Raw genomic sequence first — 25,514 nt, forward strand, 5'->3', positions numbered from 1 at the left:
TTGAAGCTATCGGTCAAGAAAAACCGGCGCGCTGGCGAAGCTTACCCTGCGGCTTGCCACTCCCGCACAGCCTCGATCGGCGTTGCCAGCATTAACACGTTCAGCGTCAGATTGTCGCGGATCATGGTCAGCGTGAACAGCTCGAACGCGATGGCCGTCACCACCGTCACCACCACCGGCGCGCGGGCGGCAAACACAAAACCCAGCGCCATGAAGCCCATGTCGGCCACAGAGTTCAGCACGCTGTCACCTGAATAGCCCCAAGACACCGTTACCGCACGATAACGGTCGATGATGATCGGCGAATTTTCCAGAATTTCCCATGCGCCTTCCACCAGAACGGCAAAGGCCAGCGCCCATTTCGGGGAAATTTCACTCAGTCCAAATCGCCGCCACACCACATGCGTCGCGCCGTAGAACAGAAAGCCGTGGATCACATGGCTGAAGCTGTACCAGTCCGAAATCTGCTGGCTGTTTTCGGCCGATTCCACCACGCCGTGCCACAGACGGATTGTGCCGCATGGGCAAATCGGCGGGCGGTGCATACCCAGCAGAATGATCGCCACGGCAATCGCCACGCCCAGCGCAGCCAATATTCCTGCCCGATCCGGCATCAGCCGCACACCCACCTGCGCCATTATTTCTCCCCCGTTTTCCCTGCCCTTTCTGACGTGTCCCGCCACGGGGCACAAGCACATGGTTGCACCGGCAACGGCATGCCCCTAAGCGCTTGAGAATGACGGCACGGCGCTGCGATATTGCAATCCTTGGCGGAGGACTGGCTGGCGGCCTTGTGGCGCTGGCCCTGCGTCGCGCCCGGCCAGACCTTTCGCTGGTTCTGGTGGAACAGGGCGAACGCCTTGGCGGCAACCACATCTGGTCGTTTTTCGGCAGCGATGTGGGCAAACCGGGACGCGAACTGCTGAACGGTATGATCGCGGCAGCGTGGCCCGAATATACCGTGCGTTTTCCCGCATTCCGCCGCCGCCTGAAAACCAGCTACTATTCGATCACTTCCGAACGGTTCGATGCAGTCGTCCGCGCAGCCTTGGGCAAGGACGCCATTCACACCGGCGTTCGCGCCCTTGCCTGCAGCGCCACCAACGCCACCCTGTCCGACGGCACCCGGATCGAAGCTGGCGCGGTGATCGACGCGCGCGGCATCCGCAATCTTGGCCATCTTACCGGTGGCTGGCAAAAATTCCTTGGCCGCCGGTTGAAGCTTTCAGCGCCTCATGGTCTGGAAGCCCCCGTCGTGAAGGACGCCACCGTCGAACAGATCGACGGATATCGGTTTGTCTATTGCCTGCCCTTTTCCGCCGATGAAATCTTCGTCGAAGACACCTATTATTCTGACGCTCCGGCCTTGGACCAGGCCGTTCTGGGCAAGCGCATTGATGATTACGTTCAGGCGCAAGGCTGGCAGGTAGTCGAAGTTCTGGGTGAAGAACACGGTATCCTGCCGGTGGTCGCTGGGGGCGATTTCGGCGCGTTCTGGCGCTCCACCGGTGGCACGGTCGCGCGCGCGGGTGCCCGTGCCGGGCTGTTTCAAGCGGTCACCAGCTATTCTCTGCCCGATGCAGTTCGCTATGCGCTGACGCTTGCCAGTCAAAATGACCTTTCGGGCGCCGCCCTTGCCACGTTCAGCGAAGACTATGCCCGCCAGCACTGGAAGCGGTCGACGTTCCTGCGTGCGCTTTCGGCCATGTTGTTTGCAGCCGCCGTACCGCATAGCCGCTATCGCGTGCTTGAACGCTTCTATCGCCTTGACCGCCGCCTGATCGAACGGTTCTATGCCGGGCGCATCACCGGCTTTGACAAGATCCGTATCCTTGCGGGCAAGCCCCCCGTCCCCGTTGGCAAGGCCATCGGTGTGCTGACCGGGCTTGGCGAAGGCCCGCCCCCTCTTTCGCTTGCAGGAACCCGCGCATGAAACAAGCTTGTGTAATTGGCGCCGGTTTCGGCGGCCTTGCCCTTGCCATTCGCCTGCAATCGGGCGGCGTGCAGACAACGCTGGTCGAGGCGCGCGACAAGCCGGGCGGGCGCGCCTACCACTGGCAGAAGGATGGCTTCACCTTCGACGCCGGGCCAACCGTCATCACCGATCCCGCATGTCTGCAGGAATTGTGGGCGCTAAAAGGTCATCGCATGGCCGATGACGTGGAACTGATGCCGGTCATGCCGTTCTACCGCCTCAACTGGGCTGACGGCACCAACTTCGATTATTCGAACGACGACGTTGCGTTGCGGGCAGAGATCGCCAAACTCAACCCCGCCGATGTAGCTGGCTATGACGATTTCCTGCAATATTCCGCCGGGGTGTTTCAGGAAGGCTATGTCAAACTGGGTGCAGTGCCATTCCTTGATTTTGCCAGCATGATTAAGGCTGCACCATCGCTCGCCCGCTATCAGGCATGGCGCTCGGTCTATTCGATGGTGTCCAGCTTCGTGCAAAGCGAAAAGCTGCGCGAAGCTTTCAGCTTCCACACCCTGCTGGTTGGCGGCAACCCGATGACAACCAGCGCGATCTATGCCCTGATCCACAAGCTGGAAAAGGACGGTGGCGTGTGGTGGGCCAAGGGCGGTACCAATCGCCTCATCGAAGGCATGGTCACCCACTTCCGGCGTATCGGTGGCGAAGTGCGTATGGGCGATCCTGTGACGCACATCGAAACACTCGGCACCCGCGTCACCGGGGTTCACACCAAAAGCGGTTGGTCGGGCAATTTCGATGCGGTCGCCTCGAACGGCGACATCATGCATTCCTACCGCGACCTCATGGGCGACAACACCCATGCCCAGCGCCGGGCAAAATCGCTGAAGAAAAAGCGCTATTCGCCCAGCCTGTTCGTGGTCCACTTCGGCATCGAAGGCACATGGCCGGGCATCCCCCACCACATGATCCTGTTCGGCCCGCGCTACAAAGGTCTGCTGGACGATATCTATACCCACGGCGTCCTGCCGGAAGATTTCTCGATCTACCTCCACCACCCGACCGTGACCGACCCTTCGGTCGCGCCCGAAGGGATGAGCACGTTCTACGCACTGGTGCCGGTGGCCAACATGGGCAAATTGCCGGTCGATTGGGATGAAGTCGGCCCGATCCTTGAAAAACGCATTCTCGATGAAGTCGGCCGCCGTCTGATCCCGGACATCCACAGCCGTATCGTAACGAAGTTCCACTACGCTCCGGCAGACTTCGCCACCGACCTTTCGGCGCATCTGGGCAGCGCCTTCAGCCTTGAGCCGCTACTGACTCAAAGCGCGTGGTTCCGCGCCCATAACCGGGATGATGCCATTTCAAACTTCTACCTTGTCGGCGCAGGCACGCACCCCGGCGCGGGTATTCCCGGCGTGGTCGGCTCTGCCAAAGCCACGGCCAAGCTGATGCTGGAGGATCTTTCGTGAAACGTATCGCCGTCTATTGCGGCTCTGCCTCGCCTGCCGACCCCCGTTACGTTACACTTGCGCGCGAAATCGGACAGGATCTTGCCCGGCGCGGTATTGGCGTGGTTTATGGCGGCGGGCGTCTGGGCCTGATGGGCGCGGTTGCCTATGGCGCGCTGGACGCAGGCGGCGAAGTGATCGGCGTGATCCCCGAAGGACTGGTGAACAGCGAAGTCGCCAATCACGACTGTACCGAACTGCACGTCGTTTCAGGCATGCACGACCGCAAGAAGCGCTTCACCGATTTGTCGGACGGCTTCCTCACCATCCCCGGCGGCGTCGGCACCATGGACGAATTGTGGGAAGCGGTAAGCTGGGCGCAGCTTGGCTATCACGCCAAGCCTGTAGGCCTGCTCAACGCCTTCGGCTTTTACGATCATCTGCTGGCCTTCAACCGCCATATGATCGAGGTCGGCTTCATCCGCGAAGCCCATGCCGGGATCATCATTGCCGAACCTGATCTCGATATTCTGTTGGCGCGGATGGAAGCCTATGTCCCGCACAAGCCGATTTTTGCGATGAAAGCGGACGATCTTTGATCGATGCTGTCGCGCGCAGATCTCGTTACTAACGCTCGCCAGTCGATCCTTAAAGGCTCGAAAAGCTTCGCTGCCGCCAGCCATCTGTTCGACCGCGAAACGCGCGAGCGGGTGTGGTTGCTCTATGCCTGGTGCCGTCGCTGTGACGACATCATCGACGCGCAGGACCACGGCGGCGCGCTTGGGCCGCAGGACGGCGCGGCTGAGCGATTGCTACTGGTGCGCGAAAAGACCACACTCGCGTTCACGGGCCGGGAAACCGGGGATCCAGCGTTCGATGCGCTGGGCCTTGTTGCCCGCGAAACCGGGCTGACGCTCGACATGGCGGGCGCGGTGATTGATGGTTTCGCGCTGGATGCCACGCAATGGCAGCCCCATTCCGAGGCCGACCTCATGCGCTATTGCTGGCATGTCGCGGGGGCCGTGGGGGTGATGATGGCCGTGGTCATGGGGGTTTCGCCCGATGATGCCGACACGCTGGACCGCGCCTGCGACCTTGGCCTTGCCTTCCAGCTCGCCAATATCGCCCGTGATGTGGAAGAGGATGATGCGGCGGATCGTTGCTATATTCCAATGGATTGGCTGGCTGATGAAGGCATTCCGCCGGGCGAGCAGATGAAGCCGCATTACCGACCAGCACTTACCCGGATCGTTGCCCGGATGTGTGATGCCGCCCATATTCATGAATGTTCTGCGCGGATCGGCGCCGCGCGGCTTCAACCCCGTCAGCGTTGGGCGGTGCTGTCAGCTGCAGGCATATATGGAGAAATCGCGCGTGAGGTCGCCCGCCGTGGCGATCATGCGTGGGACCACCGCACCGTCGTTAGTAACGGTCGTAAGCTGGGATTTATCGGTAAAGCAGCATGGGCGGCGTTACGGCCCGTTCCACGGTCCTGCATTGCGGCTGCAAGTGCCCGAAAATACAGCAGAATTGACCTGATCGCACTGTCACGGCGCTGAACGGCACCTAAAAGCACCTAAAGCGACCTGCCCCACCCGATTTACGGTTTGCGAAGCCACGAGCGCGTGGCACAATCAGGGTTCGGAGAGGGAGCGTCGACGTGGAAGCTGATGTGCCACCCGTTACGTTGCAGAATACCCCTGGACTGGTCTATCGCACCCGTCTGCCGGTCCGGATCTGGCACTGGATCAACGCCCTGACCGTGTTCATCATGCTGATGAGCGGGGCAACCATCTTCAATGCGCACCCCCGGCTGTATTGGGGAGACTATGGCGCCAATTACGACCATGCTTGGCTGGTTATCGGACGGCGCGGGACCGAGGGGTTTCTGAACCTTGGCGGGTTCGAAATCCCGACCACCGGCATTATCGGATATACCGAACATTCAATTCGCGCTCTGCCTCCTCTGGTGACACTACCGGGCTATTACAGCCTTGCCGAAGGGCGACAGTGGCACTTCTTTTTCGCATGGGTGCTCGTCATATCGTTTGCGACCTATGCAATTTATTCTATTTTTTCCAAACATTTGAAAAACGATCTTCTGCCAGTGCGCGAAGAATGGAAGCCGGTGAACCTGTGGCATGATGTGAAGCAACATGCTCGCCTTCATTTCTCCGTTAATGGTTCAGGAATAGCATATAACCCCTTGCAAAAAATTGCTTATCTTGGCGTTATAGTTATTCTGATCCCATTGGTGGTACTCACCGGGTTAACCATGTCGCCCGCACTCAATGCCGCGTTTCCGGTACTGCTGGACATTTTTGGCGGCAGACAATCCGCGCGATCTATACATTTTCTTTGCGCATCAGGATTTTGCCTGTTCATCTTCATCCATCTTGTGATGGTCGTTCTAGCAGGACCGATAAATGAACTGCGATCGATGGTAACAGGCTGGTATCGCCCGCCCGCTTCCCGCGCCGGAGCCACGGCATGACGCTGATTACCCGTCGCAACGCTCTGATCGCTGGTGCTGGCCTGATGGCATCTGCCTGTGACCGCGTAACGCAATCTCCAGCAGTTCGCAAGATACTGACTTTAGGGGAAAAAGCCACACTCAGCGGACAGCGTCTCGTTACAGACCGTAACGCCCTTGCCCCTGAATTCACCCGCGCCGACCTGTCCCCACGCTTCCGCGTCAACGGCAATCGCCTGCCTGCCGCGCCCGCTTATACAGCGCATATGGCCAATGGGTTCGCGGACTGGAGATTGGAGGTGGGCGGCTTGGTCGCGCGTCCGCTTTCGCTGTCACTTGCCCAGCTTCGCGCCGGACCGCAGCGCACCCAAATCACCCGGCATGACTGTGTCGAGGGGTGGAGCGCCATCGGGGAATGGACCGGGACACCTCTTGGGCCACTTTTGCGCTATGCAGGGATTTCCTCTAAAGCACAGTATATTGTCTTTCATTGTGCAGATGATTTCTCAGGTTTTCCCTATTACGAAAGCATCGATATGGTGGATGCGCTCCACCCGCAGACAATCCTTGCCCACACCATGAACCGTCAGCCTCTGTCAGTGCCCCACGGCGCGCCAGTCCGTCTGCGGGTTGAGCGACAGCTTGGATACAAACAGGCAAAATACGTGATGAAGATCGAGGCCGTGGCAACGCTGACGGGGCTGCACGGCGGCAAGGGCGGCTATTGGGAGGACCATTCCGGTTACCAGTGGTATGCCGGAATCTAGATTTTGACCACGCCGCGGTCGATCAGACTGCGCGCACAATCCAGTATCGTTTGTTCCACCGGCCGCATTTGCCAGCCAAGGCGCTGCCTGGCGCGGTCGGAACTTGCGGCACGCACATTGCCCAGTTCGCCCGTTACCTGACGGAGCATCGGGTTGACCAAGGCGACGGTTCTGACCAGCCAATCCGGCAACTGGCGTATCGGCACCTTGCGGCCGTGATGGCCCATGCCGCTTTTCAGGATATGCGCGATCTCGACGATCTTGAGGAACGGCCCGGAAGCGATGAAGCGTTCGTTGGCCAGCCCCGGCGTGGTCAGGGCGCGGATATGCAAGTCCGTTACGTCACGCACATCCACCAAGCCGAAGCCCAAGTCAGGGCAACCGGGAATTGCCCCTGAAAGCAACTGCTTGACCACTTCTATCGAAGGCGAAATGTCCGCACCCCACACGGGGCCGAGCACGACAGACGGGTTGACGCTGACAAATTCCATTGCGCCGCCCTGCACCGCGACCCATTCCCGCGCAGCGCGTTCAGCAACGGTCTTGGACTTGACGTAAGCATAGACATCCGGCCCACTCAGGTCGGTCCAGTCGGTTTCGGTGAACAGGTGCTGCCCTTTTCCATGGCCATAGGCCACGGCGGCAACCGAAGACGTCTGGGCAAAGCGCCGCACCCCCGCAGCATGTGCGTGACGTAACGCACGCAAGACGCCTTCGCGTGCCGGAACGATCAGATCATCTTCGTGGCGCGGGGGCTGTGTCGAAAATGGCGAGGCGACATGGGCAACATGGCTGCACCCAGCCATGGCATCGGCCCACCCGGAATCGGCCATAAGGTCAGCGGTGAAAAAGCGCAGGGTTGCCGGCGAACCACCCAGCACGGCGCGCAGTTCTGCCTCACGCGCGGGGGTACGAACGGTGGTGTGAACCAGCCAGCCTTGATCGAGCAATTGCCGGATCAGGAAACCGGCAATGTAGCCGCTGCCGCCAGTGACCAGAACCTTGTCCGCCATGGTACTCTCCCCCTTTTGGCCGATGACCGGGGCCGATGACGGGAGGAGAGTGTCACGTAACGGCAGTTTGCGCAATCAGCGCATCAGCACCAGTTCTTCAGCCATGGACGGATGCAGTGCGACCGTAGCGTCAAAGTCCGCCTTGGTCAGCCCGGCCTTGACCGCGATAGCCGCCGCCTGAAGAATTTCGGGCGCTTCGGGACCGATCATGTGGATGCCCAGCACCTTCTCGGTCGTGGCGTCGACGATCATCTTGTACAGCCCGCGTTCGGGGCGATGGCCGAAGATGTTCTTCATGGGGCGGAAGTCCGACGAATAGACTTTGATGTTTGACCCAAAGGCTTCGCGCGCCTGCGCCTCGGTCAGCCCGACGCCTGCCAGCGGCGGCTGCGAGAATACCGCGCTGGGGATGCAGTCATAGTTGATTTTGGTGTCCTTGCCCGCAAACACCCGGTCGGCAAAGGCCTGCCCTTCGCGAATGGCGATGGGGGTAAGCTGCACACGGTCCGTTACGTCACCAACAGCAAAGATGCTATCGCAGGCGGTTTTTGCGGTGTCGTCCACGGGAATTTCGCCCCGCGCGCCCAGCGTGATACCGGCGTTTTCAAGGCCAAGCCCATCGGTCTTGGGACGGCGGCCCGTGGCAACCAGCACCACGTCGGCCACCAGCGGATCGGGCTGTCCTTTCAGGAAAACATGGAACGTGCCATCTTCCTGCTTCTCAACCTTTTCGAACGGGCAGTTGAACTTGTATTCGATACCGCGCGCCATGGTGATCTGCAGCAGACGGTCGCGCATCGATGCATCATAGCCGCGCAGCAACGTCTCGCTGCGGTTGACCACCGTTACGTGACTGCCCAGCGCGTTGAAGATGCCTGCGAACTCCATCGCGATATAGCCCGCCCCGCTGATAACAACGCGGCGCGGCATGGTTTCCAGATGGAACACTTCGTTCGAGGTGATGCAATGTTCGTTGCCCGCAAATTCCGGCATGACCGGCCATGCGCCGGTGGCGACAAGGATGTAGCGGGCGGTAATCTCGCGTCCGCTATCCGCCAGTTTGACGCTGTGCGGCCCGGTGATCGTCGCGCGTTCAAGGTAGCGTTCGACCTTGTTGTTTTCGAGCGTGTTTGTGTAGGCAGTGTTGAGCCGGTCGACATCCTTGGACACAGCGTCACGTAACGTCGGCCAGTCGAACGTCATCTTTTCGACCGTCCAGCCATAGTTGGCGGCGTCCTGAAGCTCTTCGGCAAAGTGCGATCCATAGACCAGCAGCTTTTTGGGCACACAGCCACGGATGACGCAGGTGCCGCCCACCCGAAACTCTTCGGCCACGGCCACGCGCGCGCCATGGCTGGCGGCAATACGGCTGGCGCGAACGCCGCCCGACCCTGCGCCAATCACGAAAAGGTCGTAGTCGTATTCCTGCTCAGCCATAACCTGCTCCTGTCGCGAACAGCGCATATGGCGTCTGGCCTTGGCCAAGACCAGACGCTTTTATCAATTTTTGTTAGGGTGGCGAACGATCAACCGCCAATGCCTGCGCCGATACCGGCCAGCGCCAGCAAGGCTTCGGTCGAAGGATCGAATCCTTCGCCACCGCCCGCGTCGATCTGCTTGGCAATGGCCTTGCCCAGTTCCACGCCGAACTGATCGAACGGGTTGATGCCCAGCATCGCCGCCGAAACGAAAGTGCGGTGTTCGTGGAACGCGATCAGCGCGCCCAGCGTGGCGGGGTTGAGATCGTCGCACAGGATCGTGGCTGAGGGGCGATCACCCGGATAGGCGCGCGCGCCATCGTCAGACGCCTTGCCCGCCATCAGTGCAGCGCCTTGGGCAAAGCAGTTGGACAACAGGATGTGGTGGTGGGCGGAATCAAGATCATGGCCCGGCACGATGACGGCAAGGAAATCCACCGGGATCAGATGCGTGCCCTGATGCAGAAGCTGGAATACCGCGTGCTGCGCATCAGTGCCGACGCCGCCCCAGGTAACCGGCGCACTGGCGCGGGTGAGCGGTGTTCCATCGGCCAGAACCTGCTTTCCGTTTGATTCCATTTCAAGCTGCTGGAGATAGTCGGGCAGCAGGGCAAGGCGTTCGTCATAGGCGAACACCGCACGTGTCTGGCACCCGCGCACCTGCGTATAATACAGGTCGGCAAAGGCCGCGCGCACGACGACGTTTTCGTTCAGGTCGGCATCGACAAAATGCCGGTCGATTGCCGCTGCGCCATCAAGAAATTCGGCAAAACCCTGCCAGCCCAGCGCCATGGCGACCGGAAAGCCGATGGATGACCACAGCGAATAGCGCCCGCCGACGGTTTCGGAAAATGGCAGTACGCGGGTTTCATCAACACCCCATTCCACGGCCTTTTCCGGCGATGCGGTAAGCGCAATCACACGGCCATAAGGATCGCTGACGCCGCTTTCGCGCAGCCATTCCAGCGCCGAAAGGGCATTGGTCATGGTTTCGGTGGTGGTGAAGGTTTTGGATGCAACCGCGATCAGCGTGGTTTCGGGATCGCAAGCTTCGATCGCGGCCTGCAGCGCGCAACCATCAATATTAGACACGACATGGACGGCGACCTTTGCACCATCGCGGGTCAGCGCGTCGATCGCCAGCGCCGGGCCGAGTGCGGAACCGCCAATGCCGATGTGGATCAGGCTTTTCACCTCGCCCAGCGCGCCTTCGTGGATCGCGTCGACCAGCATCTGCATTCGTGCGTGCAGCGCTTGCGCTTCTTCGACGCTGCTGTCCTTGCCCACGCCGCGCTGGGCGGTGTGTTCAGCCGCGCGGCCTTCGGTGTTGTTGATCTTTTCACCTTCGATCAGCGCGGCGCGGCGCCCTTCGAAATCCATGACGGAGGCGATGGAACCAAGCAGCGCCTCGACCTCAACCGAAAGGTGGGTCTTCGACCAGTCAAACCGAATCGGCCCGCCGGGCAGATCGAGCGTGGTGGCATATGTGTCGAGCCGGGCCGGATCGGCAAAAAGATCCTTCAGCGTGGGCCGGGGAAGCCCTTCGAGCGCTGTCCAGAACGTGTCCGCTTGCCCAACCGTCATCACAAACCTCTTTCATTTCGCATCTGCGTAATGGCCTTAATGCCCGCTGGAACCCGTGCCGCCAAGCGCCTGTTCAGCCGCGCGCAAGATTTGCAGACGTATTTCGTGGCCTGTATTATGCAAATAACACACTTGACGAAGGGCTTTGCGAGCAACATGACCGCGACGATGAACGACACGCCCGAAGCAAGCCCTGCCCCCCAAGCGCCTGATGCCTCTCCGGTAAAGAAGGAGAAGAAGGAGGACAGCTTTCCGGTCTTCCTGATAAAGCTGGTGCTGGTGGTGGCGATCTTCCGCAGCTTCATTTTCGCGCCGTTCAACATCCCTTCGGAATCGATGTTGCCCCGGCTGGAAAATGGGGATTACCTGCTGGCAGCCAAGTGGCCCTATGGTTTCAGCAAGTATTCGCTGCCGTTCAGCGCGCCGCTGATCCCCGGCCGGATCATGGCGGGTCAACCCACGCGCGGCGATGTGGTGATCTTCAAGGCGCCGCCGGGCAACGATGTCGACTATATCAAGCGGGTGATCGGCCTGCCCGGTGATACCGTGCAGATGATCGGCGGGGTGCTGCACCTTAACGGCAAGATCGTGCCCAAACAGCGGATCGAAGATTTCGTGATCCCAGTCACGCCGAACACCGACTGCCTTTCCGCCGAATTCGCGGTGACCGAAAAGGACGGCGCACAGACCTGCCATTATCCGCAGTATCGTGAAACCCTGCCCGAAGGCCGCACCTATAACGTGCTCGACCTTGGCTATCGCCCGCAGGACGATACGCCGCCGGTCGTGGTGCCAGAAGGCGAGATGTTCCTGATGGGCGACAACCGTGACAATTCGATGGACAGCCGCTTCCCCGCCATGGAGGGCGCAGGCATTGGGCTGGTGCCACAGGAAAACCTTGTGGGGCGTGCCACCGTGATGATGTGGTCCACCGATGGCAGCGCCAACTGGCTGCTGCCATGGACATGGTTCACTGCCGCCCGCTGGAACCGGATCGGGGGCACGTTCTGACCGCGCTTTCATCCGATGCCGCAATCTATATCGCCGCGCTGACCGGCGCTGCGCCCGCGCGTGCCGAACTGTGGGCCGATGCGCTGACGCATGGGTCGATGGGCGAGGCGCGCGATTACCAGCGGCTGGAGTTTCTGGGCGACCGCGTGCTGGGGCTGGTCATCGCGGACTGGCTTTATGAAAAAAGCGATGCCGCCGAAGGCAAGCTGTCGCAGCGGTTGAACGCGCTGGTAGCGCGCGAAACCTGTGCCGACGTGGCGCGCGCCATTGCCCTGCCACCGCATATCCGGCTGGGCAAACAGGCCCGCGACGATGGCGGCAAGGAAAGTGACAATATTCTGGGCGACGTGATGGAAGCGCTGATCGGCGCGCTGTTCGTCGAACGGGGCTTCGATGCGGCACGGACCTTCGTGCGCAAGCTGTGGCACCAGCCCATGGAATCCGGCACCGGACAGCGCAAGCATCCCAAGGCGGCCTTGCAGGAATGGGCCGCGGGCAACCGGCGCAAACCACCGGTCTATACCCTGGTCACGCGCGAAGGGCCGGACCATGCCGCCACCTTCACCGTGTCGGTAGAGATCAAAGGCGTCGGCGAAGCCAGCGCGCGTGGATCGAGCAAGCAGGAAGCCGAAACGGCGGCGGCCAAAGCGTTCATGCAGGCTTATGCCTGACGGTGATTTGGCCTATACTACCTCTATTACATTGACAGAGATTTTCAGAACATGACCGAGAAATGTGGCCTCATCGCCGTGCTGGGCGCGCCGAATGCGGGCAAGTCCACCCTTGTAAACGCGCTGGTGGGCCAAAAAGTGGCGATCGTATCGGCCAAGGCGCAGACCACGCGCGCGCGGCTGATGGGCATTGCATTGGAAGGTGAAGCCCAGATCATTCTGGCCGACACGCCCGGCCTGTTCGAACCCAAGCGCCGGCTTGACCGCGCCATGGTCAGCGCGGCTTGGGATGGCGCGCATGAAGCTGACGCCATCCTGCTGGTGGTCGATGCCCGCAAGAAGAAGCGCGACTATCTCGAACCGATCCTTGCCAGCCTGAAAGACCGCCCGGAGCGCAAGCTGTTGGTGCTGAACAAAGTGGACTCAACGCCAAAGGAACCACTGCTGATCGCCGCCGAAGCCTTAACCGGCGAAGCATCCTTTGACGAAGTGTTCTTCATTTCCGCGCTGACCGGCGATGGCGTGCCCGAACTGAAGAAGCGGCTGGCCGAACTGATGCCCGAAGCCGCATGGCATTACCCTGAAGATCAGGTATCTGACGCCAGTGAACGTCTGATGGCGGCAGAAATCACGCGCGAACAGCTTTACCGCCAGCTTCACGACGAACTGCCCTATGACAGCACGGTGCGGCCTGAAAAGTATCTGCACCGCAAGGATGGATCGGTCGAAATCCATCAGCAGATCGTGATCTCGCGCGAAAGCCAGCGCCCCATCGTGCTGGGCAAGGGCGGCGCGAAGATCAAGGCGATTGGCGAAGCTTCACGCAAGGAGCTAGCCGAATTGCTGGAGGTGAAAGTCCACCTGTTCCTGCACGTAAAGGTGGATGAACGCTGGGCCGATGCCAAGGAAATCTATGAGGAAATCGGGCTGGAATGGGTAAAGTGAAGCTTGGGCGGGCCGCGTTGGCCGCTATCGTCGCGCTGGCATCGGCGCAGGTTGGCGCCAAAGCACCCAAGGTTCCCCAAGGCGCGCGCTATGTCGCGCTGGGCAGTTCGTTTGCCGCCGGGCCGGGCGTCGGGCCGAATACGCCAGGCACCCCTGCCCGCTGCGGTCGCGGCACGCTGAACTATCCCAACCTGCTCGCCGCAAAGCTGAAGCTGAACCTGGTGGATGCCACCTGCAGCGGAGCTACCACCGAACATGTGCTTGGCCCGTGGAACGAAGTGCCGCCGCAGATCGAAGCTGTGGATGCCAGCGCGCGGCTGGTGACCATCACCATTGGCGGTAACGATGTTGCCTTCGTCGGCAACATTTTTGCTGCTGCTTGCGAAAAGATGGCCACCCCCGATCCGCGCTGCCAGAAATGGCGCAACATCGGCGATGACGTGTGGCAGGCTGATGAAGCACGAATGCGCCAGATCGTGCGCGAAGTGCGTCGTCGCGCGCCCGAAGCCCGCGTTGTGTTCGTCGACTATATCACTGTCCTGCCCGAAAAACCGGGCTGCGCAGACGTGGCGATTGCACCTGAACGACTGGCAGAAAGCCGGAAGGCTGCCACTCGCCTTGCCGCGCTGACGGCAAAGGTTGCGCGTGAAGAAGGGGCTGAGGTGTTCAAGTTTTCGCGCTTGTCGCGCCGCCACGCCCCCTGCTCAGCCACCCCATGGAGCAACGGCATGAAAGCACCAGAGGGCGACGGCATACCCATTCACCCCAACAAATTGGGCCATCGGGCCGCAGCGGATGCTCTTGCGCGTTTTTTGCGATGACGGCACCTAAACACAGCTCACCGCACGCAAGGAACGCTTTGTCCTGATTTTTTGCAGCGCACCAACTAGGTATTTGCGCTGCCAGTTCATATTCATCAAAAACGCTTAGCGCCGCCAAAGGAACCTGCAGGCTCGTTCGTTAATGACCTGAGATTTGCAAAAAACGGAGCGCGTGCATGCGAAATTCAGGCGGTGTCACTCCAGCGCGGACGTCCGATACGTCCCCGGAAGTGCCGCCAGTGACTGCCCGCGCAATCGCTGCTGTCGCAGTTTTGCCCCGGCCAATGCCAGTTCGCGCCGCCGCTCTATTTCAGCCCGTGCGGATTCCCGATTGGCTGGCCACGGCGCTTGCCTATCTCGGCCTCGCGCTCATCACCCGCAGTTTTCTTCTGGGCAACCCGATCATACACATCGACGAACAGTTCTATCTGTTCGTCGCCGAACGGATGCGCGAGGGTGCCTTGCCCTATGTCGACATCTGGGACCGCAAGCCGATTGGCCTGTTCCTGATCTACTATATTCTGGCAGCCATCCCCGGAGACCCGGTGCTGGCATATCAGGCAGGCGCTGTGGCGGCGATGGTGGGCACTGCAATGGTCATCGCCCGCCTTGCCCGCGAAATCGCTTCGCCCACCGCGGCATGGCAGGCAGGCGTTGCCTATCTTCTGTTCCTGCCCGCATTCAACGCCGCAATGGGGCAGGCACCGGTCTTCTATAACCTGCTGGTGGCGCTGGCCGCGCTGGCTCTGGTGCAGACCGTAAAACGCAACGAAGACCACGGGCTGGTCCGGCGCGGCGCGCTGGTCATGCTGCTGCTGGGCCTGGCCATCCAGATCAAATATACCGTTGTTTTCGAAGGCATGGCCTTTGGCCTGATCCTGCTATCGCGCGGATATGCCGATGTCTGGTCATGGCGCAAACTGGCCGGTGTGGCCCTGCTGTGGATGGGCGTGGCACTGTTGCCCACGCTGGCTGCCATGGCGTGGTATGCCGGGATCGGCCAGTTGGATGCCTTCATCTATGCCAATTTCGTTTCGGTGTTCGGGCGTGAATCCGATGGCTGGAAAGCCCCGTGGCGACTGACCAAGGAAGTCGCGGCATTGCTGCCGTTCTGGCTGGCAATCTTTCGTGCGCCAAAAATGTTCGATACGCGCGGCGGCATCCATCCTCGCTCGCACGGCGTGCTGATCGTATGGGGCCTTGCCGCATGTCTCGGCTTCCTGCTGTTTGGCACATGGTACGATCACTATGTTGCGCCGCTTTTGGTGCCGTTGTGCGTGCTGGCCGCGCCGGCACTGGCCAGACTTGCACCATCCGAACGCGGCTATGGTCGGTTTCTTTTGGGGTTTGGCGCAGTGGCCAGCGTGACCGTGCCTGCATATCAGGTGTGGCGCCACGGTACTGCCGCCCAGTTTGAAGAAATGAGCGGGCTGATCCGCCGCGAGATGCGCGACGGTTGCCTTTACATCTATGAAGGCGAACTGGCGTTTTATCGCACCATCAACTCCTGCGTTCCAACCGCAAGAATATTCCCCAACCATCTGAACACATTCGTGGAAGCCAAGGCCGTCGGGGTCGACCCGGTCAACGAAACCCGCAAGATCCTGGCCAGCAAACCCGAAGTTGTGCTGATGTGGGCGCCGACCAAGCTGTACCTGCCGAACAAGGAAACCCGCCGCGTGGTCAGTGCAACGCTGGCGCAGGAGTACCAGCGCTTTGCCACTTATACGCTGGGAACGCGGGAATACTGGCTCTACCGGTTGCGTCCTGCACCGCAACCCGTGCTTGCACAGCGTTAAGATCAGGCGCTGGCAGCACACACCTGAACGGGGTGCTGCCAGCCAGATCGTCAGTCTGCGCCTGTCTCTTTCGCCGGGGCTTTTTTGGTTGCCGGCTTTTTGGCTGCGGCCTTTTTTGCCGGAGCCTTCTTTGGCGCGGCTTTCTTCTCACCGTCTTCGGCCTTACCGGCGGCCTTCTTCGGTGCGGCTTTTTTGGGTGCAGCTTTCTTTGCGCCCTTCTTGCCCTTGGCCGGTCCCTTCGCCTCACGCTCGTTAATCAGGACTATCGCTTCTTCCAGCGTCAGCGTTTCAGGCTGCTTGTCCTTGGGCAGTGTGGCATTGGTCGTTCCATCGGTGACATAAGGCCCATAACGCCCCGCCATCAGCTTGATTTCGCCGCCGGACGTAGGGTGCGCGCCAAACACCTTCAGCGGTTCTGCCGCTGTCCGGCTGCCACGCGCCCCTGCCCCCGCAGCGGCAGCTGCCAGTAGCATGACGGCAGCATTCATGCCGGTTTCAAACACCTCGGCAGTGGCTTTCAGGCGGGCATACTTACCATCATGTGCAAGGTATGGGCCGTAACGCCCTATACTTGCAGTGATATCCTTCCCGCTTTCCGGATGCACGCCTACTGTGCGCGGCAGTGACAACAGTTTCAGCGCCCATTCCAGATCAAGCTCACCAATGTCCTTGGGAATCGACGCGCGTTTGGCTTCCTTGCCATCACCCAACTGGATGTATGGCCCGAAGCGCCCTGTCTTGCGCACCACTTCCAGCCCGCTGATCGGGTCCTTGCCCAATTCGCCCTCATCGCCGCCATCGCCATCAGCCCCGCCGGGCTGGGCGAACTTGCGGGTATATTTGCATTCAGGGTAGTTCGAACACGCCACGAAAGCACCATAGCGGCCACCGCGCAGCGCCAGACGTCCGGCCTCGCACTTGGGGCAGACGCGCGGATCAGAGCCATCTTCCTTTGGCGGGAACAGATAGTCGGACAGGAATTCGTCAAGCTCGGCGGTAACCTCGCTTGGCTTCTTCTCCATCACCTCGTCTGACTTGGGTTTGAAATCGCGCCAGAATTCGGCCAGCACCTTCTTCCATTCAGCACGACCGTCAGACACGCTGTCGAGTTCGTCCTCCATGCCCGCCGTAAATTCATAGGCGACGTAGCGGGAGAAGAAGCGCTCCAGAAATGCTGTTAAAAGCCTGCCCGACTCCTCTGCAAAGAAACGGTTTTTCTCAGTTCGGACATAGTTCCGGTCCTTCAGCACCTGCAGCGTTGCGGCATAAGTGGAAGGACGGCCGATGCCCAGTTCTTCCAACCGTTTGACAAGGCTGGCTTCGGAATAGCGCGGCGGAGGCTGGGTGAAATGCTGCGTCGCGTCGACCCCGCGCTTGGCCGGGGTATCGCCCGCGTTCATTGCTGGCAGCAGGCCGCTTTCGTCGTCCTCGGCATCCTGTTTCTGATCGCGGCCTTCTTCGTAAACCGCAAGGAATCCGGGGAACTTCACCACCTGGCCGGTGGCGCGCAGTTCATGCTTGCCGGTGCCATCGCGCAGCGTAACCGTGGTGCGTTCGATATTGGCCGACGCCATCTGGCTGGCCATCGCGCGCTTGTAGATCAGGTCATACAGCCGCCCCTCATCCCCCGAACCGTAACGGTCCTTGGCAAAGTCGGTGGGCCGGATCGCTTCGTGCGCTTCCTGTGCGTTCTTGGCCTTGGTTTCATAGTGGCGCGGCTTTTCAGGCAGATAGTGGCCGTCATACCGGTCCGAAATCGCCTTACGCGCCTCGGAGATAGCGCTGGGGTCCATCTGCACGCCATCGGTACGCATGTAGGTGATTGCGCCTGCTTCATACAGCGTTTGCGCCACGCGCATGGTGTGGCTGGCCGAAAAGCCCAGCTTGCGCGCGGCTTCCTGTTGTAGCGTCGATGTCGTGAACGGCGGATAGGGATTGCGGCGGGTCGGGCGGGTTTCCACATCTTCCACGCGGAACGTCGCGGATTCGACCAGTGCCTTGGCCTTCATTGCCGCGCCTTCATCGCCCAGCGTCAACTTGTCGAGCTTCTGCCCGTCAAACTTCACAAGGCGGGCGGCAAATTCGGTGCCTGCCTGTTCAAGCCGGGCGATGACCGACCAGTATTCCTGCGAACGGAACACCTCGATCTCACGCTCACGCTGAACGATCAGGCGCAGCGCTACCGATTGGACGCGCCCGGCCGATTTCGCCCCCGGCAGCTTGCGCCACAGCACTGGCGACAGGGTGAAGCCGAACAGGTAATCCAGCGCACGCCGGGCCAGATAGGCATCGATCAGATCCTGATCGAGTTCGCGTGGCCGCTTCATCGCTTCCGTCACCGTCTGCTTGGTGATGGCGTTGAAGGTAACCCGCTCAACTTCTTTAGGGAGCGCGCGACGTTTAGCCAACAACTCTCTGACATGCCATGAAATTGCCTCACCCTCGCGATCAGGGTCGGTCGCCAGGATCAGTCTGTCGGCTTCTTTGGCAGCATCGGTGATGGCCTTCACGCGCGATTGTTTGTCGCCGTAAAGCTCCCAGTCCATCGCAAAATCTTCGTCGGGACGGACAGAGCCGTCCTTCACCGGAAGATCGCGGATGTGGCCGTAAGAGGCGAGCACCTTGTAGCCGGGGCCAAGATACTTTTCGATGGTCTTGGCCTTGGCCGGAGATTCTACAATGACAAGCTGCATGACGGGGTAAAGCAGTCCTTACGTGTACGTGTGCGCGAGGGTGGCGATGGCAGGGCCGCTTCGTCAAGCGGCACATTCGCCCCGCAGGTTCAGCCAAACACATCTTCATAACGTGACGTGTCATCCGCCAGCGCGCGATAGATTGCCACCGACAGCAACACCGCAACCATGCCCAGCGAGGTGGAGACGAGATTGCCGACGAACAGCGCAGGTGCGGTTTCGGCCCCCGTGTTCTCAACCGAAATGATCCCTGTAATCGCCAGCCCGATCATTGCGACAACGCCCAGAGTATACACCGCAAACACCGCCACCAGCGCCCATGCCGACGATGCGGTGCGCCGCCAGCTTTCGGCCATGGCGTCCGATGCGTTGCGCCCTTCGGCAATTACCAGCGGCGTGGCGATGGACCAGCGCGCAAAAAGATACAGGCCCGGCACGATCAGCACCAGAAAGCCCAGCCCCGCGCCCAGTGTCGACAGGATGGATACTCCCAACACCGACGCATAATTGCGCTGGCTGGTGGACATCAGCCCTTCGCTGCGCAGCAGGGTTTCGGTGACATGATAGGTGACAAAGAAGTTGGCGATGCCACCGACAAAGCTGGCTAGCGCGCCCAGATCCTCACCCGGCAGGACAAGATCAAGGAGGGTATAGGCCACTGCCATGAACAGCGTGGCCAGCCCCCATATCCGGCCATGGCGCATCGCCACGTCGCCCACACCGGCAAAAATCGCTCCGGCGCTGACGCCTTGCTGACTGCTCATTCCATTTCCTTTGCCTGATATGGGCTTAGCCCGCCAGTGAAACGCGCCCGCCTGCATGGCGCACCAGCCTGCCTGCAAGTTCCAGTTCCAGCAAGGCCATCTGCACCGCGCCCGCGCTGGCCCCGCTCTGCCGGATCAGTTCATCGACACCCACCGGCGCCAGCGCCAGCAGGCCTGCCACATCGGCCGGTTCGTCTGCCACATCCGGGGCGAATGCCTCTGCCGTTTCGCGAAAGGTCGATCGCGGATCTCCACAAAAACCTGCCAGCAGTTCGGCCACGTCATCAGGCGTCTGCACCAGAATCGCGCCGTCGCGGATCAACTGATTGCAGCCGTGAGAACGGCTATCGAGCGGGGAACCGGGAATGGCCATCACCTCGCGCCCTGCCTCTGCCGCCAGCCTTGCCGTAATCAGCGAGCCTGATTTTGGCGCGGCTTCCACTACCAGCGTCCCCGTCGCCAGCCCGGCGATGATGCGGTTCCGGTGGGGAAAGTGCCGGGCCAGCGGTTCGGTGCCCGGCGGCATTTCGGCAATCAGCAAGCCGTGGACGGCGACCTGTTCCTGAAGCTCGGCGTTTTCAGGCGGGTAAGTGATATCGATCCCGCTGGCGATGACGCCCACGGTGCCCCCGCCTGCGGCCATCCCTGCCAGCGCCCCGCGATGGGCCGCAGAATCAATCCCCCGCGCCAGACCCGAAATCACGGCATAGCCCATGCCGGCCAATGCCGTGGCAAAATCGCGCGAAAGCTTCACCGCCGCTGCCGATGCATTGCGCGCACCTACCACCGCCACCGATGGTCGTGCCAGCAGTGCCGCATCGCCCCGCACCGTCAGGATCGGTGGCGGGCTTTCCAGCGCGGTCAAAAGCGTGGGATAATCCGCGCTGTCGTGGAACAGATAGCGCGCACCGGCCCGGCGCACCGCCGCGATCTCGGCTTCTATCCGCGCTACGTCTGCGGCGACATACCGCCCGCCACCGCGCGATGCGATATCCGGCAAAGCCGCAAGCGCGGCCTGCCCCGTGCCGAAACGGCGCATCAATTGATGGTAGCTGACCGGACCGATGTTGGGTGAACGCAGCAGCCGGATGCGGGCAAACGCCTCACCCTGCGAAAGCGCGGGCACAGCGGCGCTTCCGTTCACTTCCTGCCGCCAACCTTGGGTTCTGTTCCGGCGCGCAGGCGGGCAATGTTTTCGCGGTGCAGAAACAGCACCAGCAGCGCCAGCAGACCCAGCACCGGGACATAAGCGGCATGGCCCAGCAGGACCGCCGCCACAGGCGCTGCCAGCGCCGCGCACATCCCGCCAAGCGAGGATATACGGCTGGCAAACAACACGCCCAGCCACACCACGGCGTAGACCAGCCCGATCGGCCAGGCGAGGCCCAGCGCCACGCCCATCAGCGTGGCCACGCCCTTGCCACCCTTGAATTTCAGCCAGACGGGAAAGCAGTGCCCCAACACCGCTGCCAGTGCAGCCAGCGGTTCGGCCCCCGGCCAGAAATGGCGTGCCACCAGCACGGCTGCCAGCCCCTTGCCCAGATCGAGCAGCAGCGTTGCCGCCGCCAGTCCTTTCTTGCCGGTGCGCAACACATTGGTCGCACCGATATTGCCCGATCCGATCGCGCGCAGATCGCCCGCGCCAGTCAACCGGGTGAGGATGAGGCCGAAGGGCACGCAGCCCATGAAATAGCCGACGAACAAGGGCAGGATCGTTTCCACACCCCGCTCTTACCCGTTCCGGCGGCAAAAACGGAAGAGGCCACTTTCCATTTTGCCCCCATTCCCGATACAAGCCCGGCGATGACGAGCTTCCCGACAGGTCCGAACACCACAGAAACGGTCGCCCCGGCAGCCCCGCTGCTGCTGTTCGATTCGGGCGTCGGCGGGCTTTCCGTGCTGGCAAAAGTGCGCGCCCTCCTGCCCCAGGCCCCGGTGATCTATGTCGCGGACAATGCCGGACTGCCCTATGGTGCCAAGACCGAAGCACAGATCGCTGCGCGCGTTTCGGGCCTGCTGGGGCGGTTGACCGAACGGTTGCACCCGCGCCTTGTCTGCATAGCCTGCAACACCGCGTCGACCATCGCGCTGGCATCGGTGCGCGATGTGCTGGAAGTGCCCATCGTCGGCACGGTACCCGCCATCAAACCCGCCGCCGCGATGACGAAAACCGGTGTGATCGGCCTGCTCGGCACGCAGGCGACCATCCGGCAGGCCTATGTTGACCGGCTTGAGGCGGAATTTGCCGCCGACAAGCGCCTGCTTCGCCACGGCGCGCCCGAACTGGTGGCTGCTGCCGAAGCCAAACTGCGCGGCGATCCGGTCGACCCCGCGGTCTTCGCCCGCGCGGTCGCCGCTCTGCGCGCCATGCCCGATGGCGACCGGATCGACACGGTTGTCCTTGCCTGCACCCATTTCCCGCTGGTGCGCGATGAACTGGCGCAGGCCTTCGGTCCGGGTGTCACCTTCATCGACGGATCGGACGGAATCGCCCGCCGCATCGCTTTTCTGACGCAAGGCCAGCGCTGGCAGCGAAAAATCCCTGATCTGGCCCTGTTCACCCGTGGCGGAATCGACGTCGACCAGCTAGGCTCGACACTTGCGGCGCACGGGCTGGAACGTGTCGCCACATTCTGACGGCTTAACGGCTGATGGACTGCCTGTTGGGGCGCTTGGGGTGGCGAATTGATGAGCAGGTTGTCGAAGACTTTTGCGGTGATCGTTCTGGTGCTTGCTTTGGCCTATTACTGGCTGCTGGTGAATGCCGGGCCATCGGGCACGCCTGCCCGAACGATTGATCTTTCCCAGTTGCGCACCCTTGCCGAAAAGGTGCCCGGCAAAAGGCCGACCGCGCTGGAATATGCCCTGGTCACAAGCCGCAGCGCCCCCGGTGCCGCTCTGGCCGCAGGTACTGGCCTGCGCCATGTCCAGACAGCTGCCGTGGTTTGGCGGATAAAGGCCCCCGGAGGCGACATCGTGGTCGACAGCGCCATGCTGCCCCCTGATGCCAAAGCCATGGGCTTTACCGCATATGATCCCAAAGCCCGCCGGATGGTGGACACCTGGATGGACAAGGCCGCGCTGATCCTGTTCACTCATGAACACATCGATCACGTCGGCGGTTTTCTCGATCACCCCCGCTTTCGCGCCATTGCCGATAAAGCCGTGTTGTCACCCGACCTGCTGCGCGGGATGACCGCTCTATGGCGTGACAATGCCCGTTTCCTGCCTGCGCCGCGTCCACTGGCTCCGCTTCAGGCGATCGCGCCGGGCGTGGTGCTGGTGCAGACACCGGGCCACACACCGGCATCGCAGATGATCTATGTGCGCCTGCAGAACGGGCGCGAATACCTTTTTGCAGGCGATACCGCGTCGCTGGCCGCCAATTTTGATCTGCCCACCCCGCGCAGCCGCCTGTTGAGCGACTGGATGGTGGAAGAAGATCGCCCCGCGGTTATCGGATGGCTGAAAGGCATCAACGCTTTGAAAGCACGGTATTCTGCGCTTGTCGTGATCCCCTCGCACGATCCTGAATGGCTGAAAGGGCGCGCCGCAGCCGATGGTTTTAGCCGCGCAACACCGTAAACACGCACTTTCGGATAGATGCCGCAAATGGCACTGGCAATGCAAAGGCAACAGGCGTAGAAGCCGCCCATTCGCCGGTTGGCCCGTCTTAATTGATCGGGTCACGGGGGCAAATGTGCCCCTGATGCAGGAAGGAGCGGCGGGGTGAATTACGATCAGGTTTTCGATTCAGCTATCGAGCGTCTGCATTCCGAAGGTCGCTACCGCGTTTTCATCGACATTCTGCGCAACAAGGGGGCCTACCCCAATGCGCGCTGCTTTGCCGGTCACAACGGTCCGAAGCCAATTACCGTGTGGTGCTCCAACGATTATCTCGCCATGGGCCAGCACCCCAAGGTGATCGCCGCCATGGAAGAAGCGCTGCACAATGTCGGCGCGGGTTCGGGCGGCACGCGCAATATCGGCGGCAACACCCACTATCATATCCAGCTTGAAGAAGAACTGGCCGATCTGCACGGCAAGCAGGGCGCACTGCTGTTCACATCGGGCTATGTCTCGAACGACGCCACGCTGTCCACGCTGGCCAAGATTCTGCCCGGCTGCGTCATCTTCTCGGACGAATTGAACCACGCATCGATGATTGCGGGCATCCGCAATTCGGGCGCGGAAAAGAAGGTGTGGCGTCACAACGATGTTGAACACCTTGAACAGCTTCTGGCTGAAACCGATCCTGCGGTGCCCAAGCTGATCGCATTCGAATCGGTCTATTCGATGGATGGCGATGTCGCCCCGATCCACGAAATCTGCGACCTTGCCGAAAAGTATAACGCCCTCACCTATATCGACGAAGTGCATGCTGTTGGCATGTACGGCCCGCGCGGCGGCGGCATTACCGATCGCGATGAGGCGGCGCACCGTATCGACATCATCGAAGGCACGCTGGGCAAGGCGTTCGGCGTGATGGGCGGCTATATCGCGGCGGATACGCGCATCATCGACGTGATCCGATCCTATGCTCCCGGCTTCATCTTCACCACATCGCTGTCGCCGGTACTGGTGGCAGGCGTGCTGGCCAGCGTGCGACACCTGAAATCGTCCAGCATCGAACGCGAAGGCCAGCAGGCCTCGGCTGCCTTCCTGAAAAAGGCCTTTGCCGACGCTGGCCTGCCGGTCATGCCATCCACCACCCACATCGTGCCTTTGATGGTCGGTGATCCGGTGCGCGCGAAGAAGATCGCCGACATCCTGCTGGCTGAATATGGCGTCTACGTGCAGCCGATCAACTTCCCCACAGTGCCCCGTGGGACTGAGCGCCTGCGCTTCACGCCCGGCCCTTCGCACAACGAAGCGATGATGACCGAACTGACCGAAGCTCTGGTCGAAATCTGGCAGCGCATGGAACTGGAACTGCGCAAGGCGGCCTGACTGCGACATTTGTGCCAAACAAAAAACCCTCCCCTGACCGGGAGGGTTTTTCGTATCTGCTGCGTCCGCCGGTTGACATTCCCGTATCCTGCGCCATCCTTAACCGGTCAGTTAAATTCGGGAGTAGCCATGCGCGTGCAGACCTATGACGAAGTGGTGCATGGTCGCCGCTCGATCCGTGGCTTTTTGGACAAACCAGTGCCGCGATCGCTGATCGAAGAAGTGCTGACCATGGCTATGCGCGCGCCATCATCGCACAATACCCAGCCATGGAATTTCACCGTTGTCACTGGCGAACCTTTGGCAAATATTCGCGCAGGCAATGTCGAACGCAACTTGGCCGGTGTCCCCGACAGCCGCGAATTTCGCAAGGACGTCGGTCAGGGTGCGCAGCACCGCGCGCGCCAGATCGAAGTGGCCAAGCAGCTTTTCGGCGTGCTCGGCATCGCGCGCGAAGATACGGAAAAGCGCACGGACTGGGTGCTGCGCGGTTTCCGTCAGTTTGACGCGCCTGTGGCGGTGGTCGTCACTTATGACCGCGATCTGCACGGTGGCGACATTGCCCCGTTCGATTGCGGCGGGGTGACCAATGCCTTGGTCAATGCCGCTTGGTCGCGCGGGCTGGGCTGTGTCATCAACAGTCAGGGCATCATGCAAAGCCCTGTCGTGCGCGAACATGCAGGCGTGCCCGACGATCAGGTCATCATGATCTGTGTCGCCATGGGCTGGCCGGATGACAGCTTCGTTGCCAACGGCGTGGTCACCAACCGTAAAAGCGTGGCCGACGCAGCGCGATTCGTCGGGTTTGATTAAACCGGGCGCGGTCCCAAAAGAATGATCGCGGTTCCGACAAGGCAAACAACCCCACCGATTATATCCCAACGATCAGGCCGCACACCTTCGACCATCCACAGCCATCCGATTGCAGCGGTGATGTAAACCCCGCCATAGGCGGCATAGGCACGGCCCGCCTGTCCTGAATCCACCAGTGTCAGCAACCATGCAAACAGTGCCAGCGACGCCATGCCCGGCAACAGCCACAGCACCGACTTGCCCAGTTTCAGCCAAGCCCAGAACGCAAAGCACCCTGCAATTTCAGCAAGCGCTGCGGCAATATAGGCTGGCAGGGTCATGCCATTCATATCCTTGCGAATTCCC

At 61.1% G+C, this 25,514-nt stretch carries 24 protein-coding genes; 15 read left to right on the forward strand and 9 right to left on the reverse strand.

All coding sequences use genetic code 11. From position 1 onward, the window contains the following. Window positions 1-41: 41 nt before the first annotated feature. The gene (locus tag OVA07_RS12560; protein WP_268171766.1) at window positions 42-638 is read right to left on the reverse strand and encodes a DUF2585 domain-containing protein; all 597 of its coding nucleotides are present in this window, start codon (window positions 636-638) and stop codon (window positions 42-44) included. A gap of 98 nt (window positions 639-736) precedes the next feature. On the opposite strand from OVA07_RS12560, the gene crtY reads away from it, so the two are divergent. From crtY to OVA07_RS12590, 6 genes are all read left to right on the forward strand, one after another. Next, window positions 737-1,933, forward strand: coding sequence for a lycopene beta-cyclase CrtY (crtY, locus tag OVA07_RS12565; protein WP_268171767.1), 1,197 nt, complete (start codon window positions 737-739; stop codon window positions 1,931-1,933). Further along, window positions 1,930-3,408 (forward strand): phytoene desaturase, encoded by a 1,479-nt coding sequence (locus OVA07_RS12570; protein WP_268171768.1) that lies wholly within the window; start codon window positions 1,930-1,932, stop codon window positions 3,406-3,408. The genes crtY and OVA07_RS12570 overlap by 4 nt, the downstream gene beginning before the upstream one ends. Continuing rightward, the gene (locus OVA07_RS12575) at window positions 3,405-3,986 is read left to right on the forward strand and encodes a TIGR00730 family Rossman fold protein (RefSeq protein WP_268171769.1); all 582 of its coding nucleotides are present in this window, start codon (window positions 3,405-3,407) and stop codon (window positions 3,984-3,986) included. The genes OVA07_RS12570 and OVA07_RS12575 overlap by 4 nt, the downstream gene beginning before the upstream one ends. Before the next feature lie 3 nt (window positions 3,987-3,989). Continuing rightward, a complete protein-coding gene (locus OVA07_RS12580) occupies window positions 3,990-4,946 on the forward strand; it encodes a phytoene/squalene synthase family protein (RefSeq protein WP_268171771.1) in 957 nt (318 codons plus the stop codon). A gap of 101 nt (window positions 4,947-5,047) precedes the next feature. Next, window positions 5,048-5,881, forward strand: coding sequence for a cytochrome b/b6 domain-containing protein (locus OVA07_RS12585; protein ID WP_268171772.1), 834 nt, complete (start codon window positions 5,048-5,050; stop codon window positions 5,879-5,881). Then, complete coding sequence (locus OVA07_RS12590) at window positions 5,878-6,627, forward strand: molybdopterin-binding protein (protein WP_268171774.1); 750 nt, start codon at window positions 5,878-5,880, stop codon at window positions 6,625-6,627. Before OVA07_RS12585 ends, OVA07_RS12590 begins: the two co-directional genes overlap by 4 nt. On the opposite strand, the gene OVA07_RS12595 is transcribed toward OVA07_RS12590, so the two are convergent. From OVA07_RS12595 to pgi, 3 genes are all read right to left on the reverse strand, one after another. Continuing rightward, a complete protein-coding gene (locus tag OVA07_RS12595) occupies window positions 6,624-7,640 on the reverse strand; it encodes an NAD-dependent epimerase/dehydratase family protein (RefSeq protein WP_268171776.1) in 1,017 nt (338 codons plus the stop codon). The genes OVA07_RS12590 and OVA07_RS12595 overlap by 4 nt on opposite strands. A gap of 75 nt (window positions 7,641-7,715) precedes the next feature. After that, complete coding sequence (gorA, locus tag OVA07_RS12600; protein WP_268171777.1) at window positions 7,716-9,077, reverse strand: glutathione-disulfide reductase; 1,362 nt, start codon at window positions 9,075-9,077, stop codon at window positions 7,716-7,718. 89 nt (window positions 9,078-9,166) lie between these two features. Next, the gene (gene pgi, locus OVA07_RS12605) at window positions 9,167-10,702 is read right to left on the reverse strand and encodes a glucose-6-phosphate isomerase (RefSeq protein WP_268171778.1); all 1,536 of its coding nucleotides are present in this window, start codon (window positions 10,700-10,702) and stop codon (window positions 9,167-9,169) included. Between the two features lie 156 nt (window positions 10,703-10,858). Here pgi and lepB point away from each other — a divergent pair, with 156 nt between their 5' ends. From lepB to OVA07_RS12630, 5 genes are all read left to right on the forward strand, one after another. Continuing rightward, on the forward strand, window positions 10,859-11,713 hold the full coding sequence (gene lepB, locus OVA07_RS12610; RefSeq protein WP_268171779.1) for a signal peptidase I: 855 nt from the start codon (window positions 10,859-10,861) through the stop codon (window positions 11,711-11,713). Beyond that, complete coding sequence (gene rnc, locus OVA07_RS12615) at window positions 11,668-12,384, forward strand: ribonuclease III (RefSeq protein ID WP_268172706.1); 717 nt, start codon at window positions 11,668-11,670, stop codon at window positions 12,382-12,384. The genes lepB and rnc overlap by 46 nt, the downstream gene beginning before the upstream one ends. 51 nt (window positions 12,385-12,435) lie before the next feature. Next, window positions 12,436-13,329: a GTPase Era gene (era, locus tag OVA07_RS12620; protein WP_268171781.1), complete on the forward strand. Its 894-nt coding sequence runs from the start codon at window positions 12,436-12,438 to the stop codon at window positions 13,327-13,329. Beyond that, window positions 13,317-14,150, forward strand: a complete 834-nt coding sequence (locus OVA07_RS12625; protein WP_268171782.1) for an SGNH/GDSL hydrolase family protein — start codon at window positions 13,317-13,319, stop codon at window positions 14,148-14,150. Before era ends, OVA07_RS12625 begins: the two co-directional genes overlap by 13 nt. A 239-nt stretch (window positions 14,151-14,389) precedes the next feature. Next, window positions 14,390-15,949: an ArnT family glycosyltransferase gene (locus OVA07_RS12630; RefSeq protein ID WP_268171783.1), complete on the forward strand. Its 1,560-nt coding sequence runs from the start codon at window positions 14,390-14,392 to the stop codon at window positions 15,947-15,949. Between the two features lie 50 nt (window positions 15,950-15,999). Here the strand turns inward: OVA07_RS12630 and topA are convergent, their stop codons facing one another. From topA to plsY, 4 genes are all read right to left on the reverse strand, one after another. Next, the gene (topA, locus tag OVA07_RS12635) at window positions 16,000-18,642 is read right to left on the reverse strand and encodes a type I DNA topoisomerase (protein WP_268171784.1); all 2,643 of its coding nucleotides are present in this window, start codon (window positions 18,640-18,642) and stop codon (window positions 16,000-16,002) included. 89 nt (window positions 18,643-18,731) lie between these two features. Further along, window positions 18,732-19,406: a glycerophosphoryl diester phosphodiesterase membrane domain-containing protein gene (locus OVA07_RS12640; RefSeq protein WP_268171786.1), complete on the reverse strand. Its 675-nt coding sequence runs from the start codon at window positions 19,404-19,406 to the stop codon at window positions 18,732-18,734. 25 nt (window positions 19,407-19,431) lie between these two features. Then, window positions 19,432-20,550: a DNA-processing protein DprA gene (gene dprA / locus OVA07_RS12645; RefSeq protein WP_268171787.1), complete on the reverse strand. Its 1,119-nt coding sequence runs from the start codon at window positions 20,548-20,550 to the stop codon at window positions 19,432-19,434. Next, complete coding sequence (gene plsY, locus OVA07_RS12650; protein ID WP_268171789.1) at window positions 20,547-21,128, reverse strand: glycerol-3-phosphate 1-O-acyltransferase PlsY; 582 nt, start codon at window positions 21,126-21,128, stop codon at window positions 20,547-20,549. Before plsY ends, dprA begins: the two co-directional genes overlap by 4 nt. Before the next feature lie 81 nt (window positions 21,129-21,209). On the opposite strand from plsY, the gene murI reads away from it, so the two are divergent. From murI to OVA07_RS12670, 4 genes are all read left to right on the forward strand, one after another. Further along, window positions 21,210-22,043 (forward strand): glutamate racemase, encoded by an 834-nt coding sequence (gene murI / locus OVA07_RS12655; RefSeq protein ID WP_268171790.1) that lies wholly within the window; start codon window positions 21,210-21,212, stop codon window positions 22,041-22,043. A gap of 51 nt (window positions 22,044-22,094) precedes the next feature. Beyond that, window positions 22,095-22,991, forward strand: coding sequence for an MBL fold metallo-hydrolase (locus OVA07_RS12660; RefSeq protein ID WP_268171791.1), 897 nt, complete (start codon window positions 22,095-22,097; stop codon window positions 22,989-22,991). 144 nt (window positions 22,992-23,135) lie between these two features. Further along, a complete protein-coding gene (gene hemA, locus OVA07_RS12665) occupies window positions 23,136-24,356 on the forward strand; it encodes a 5-aminolevulinate synthase (protein WP_268171792.1) in 1,221 nt (406 codons plus the stop codon). Between the two features lie 129 nt (window positions 24,357-24,485). After that, entirely contained in the window at window positions 24,486-25,169 is a 684-nt protein-coding gene (locus OVA07_RS12670) for a nitroreductase (RefSeq protein ID WP_268171793.1), read from the forward strand. On the opposite strand, the gene OVA07_RS12675 is transcribed toward OVA07_RS12670, so the two are convergent. Next, window positions 25,166-25,498, reverse strand: coding sequence for a YnfA family protein (locus OVA07_RS12675; protein ID WP_442789651.1), 333 nt, complete (start codon window positions 25,496-25,498; stop codon window positions 25,166-25,168). The two genes, OVA07_RS12670 and OVA07_RS12675, sit on opposite strands and share 4 nt — an antisense overlap. Window positions 25,499-25,514: the final 16 nt, after the last annotated feature.

It is taken from the genome of Novosphingobium sp. SL115, from assembly GCF_026672515.1.
Classification (GTDB): domain Bacteria; phylum Pseudomonadota; class Alphaproteobacteria; order Sphingomonadales; family Sphingomonadaceae; genus Novosphingobium.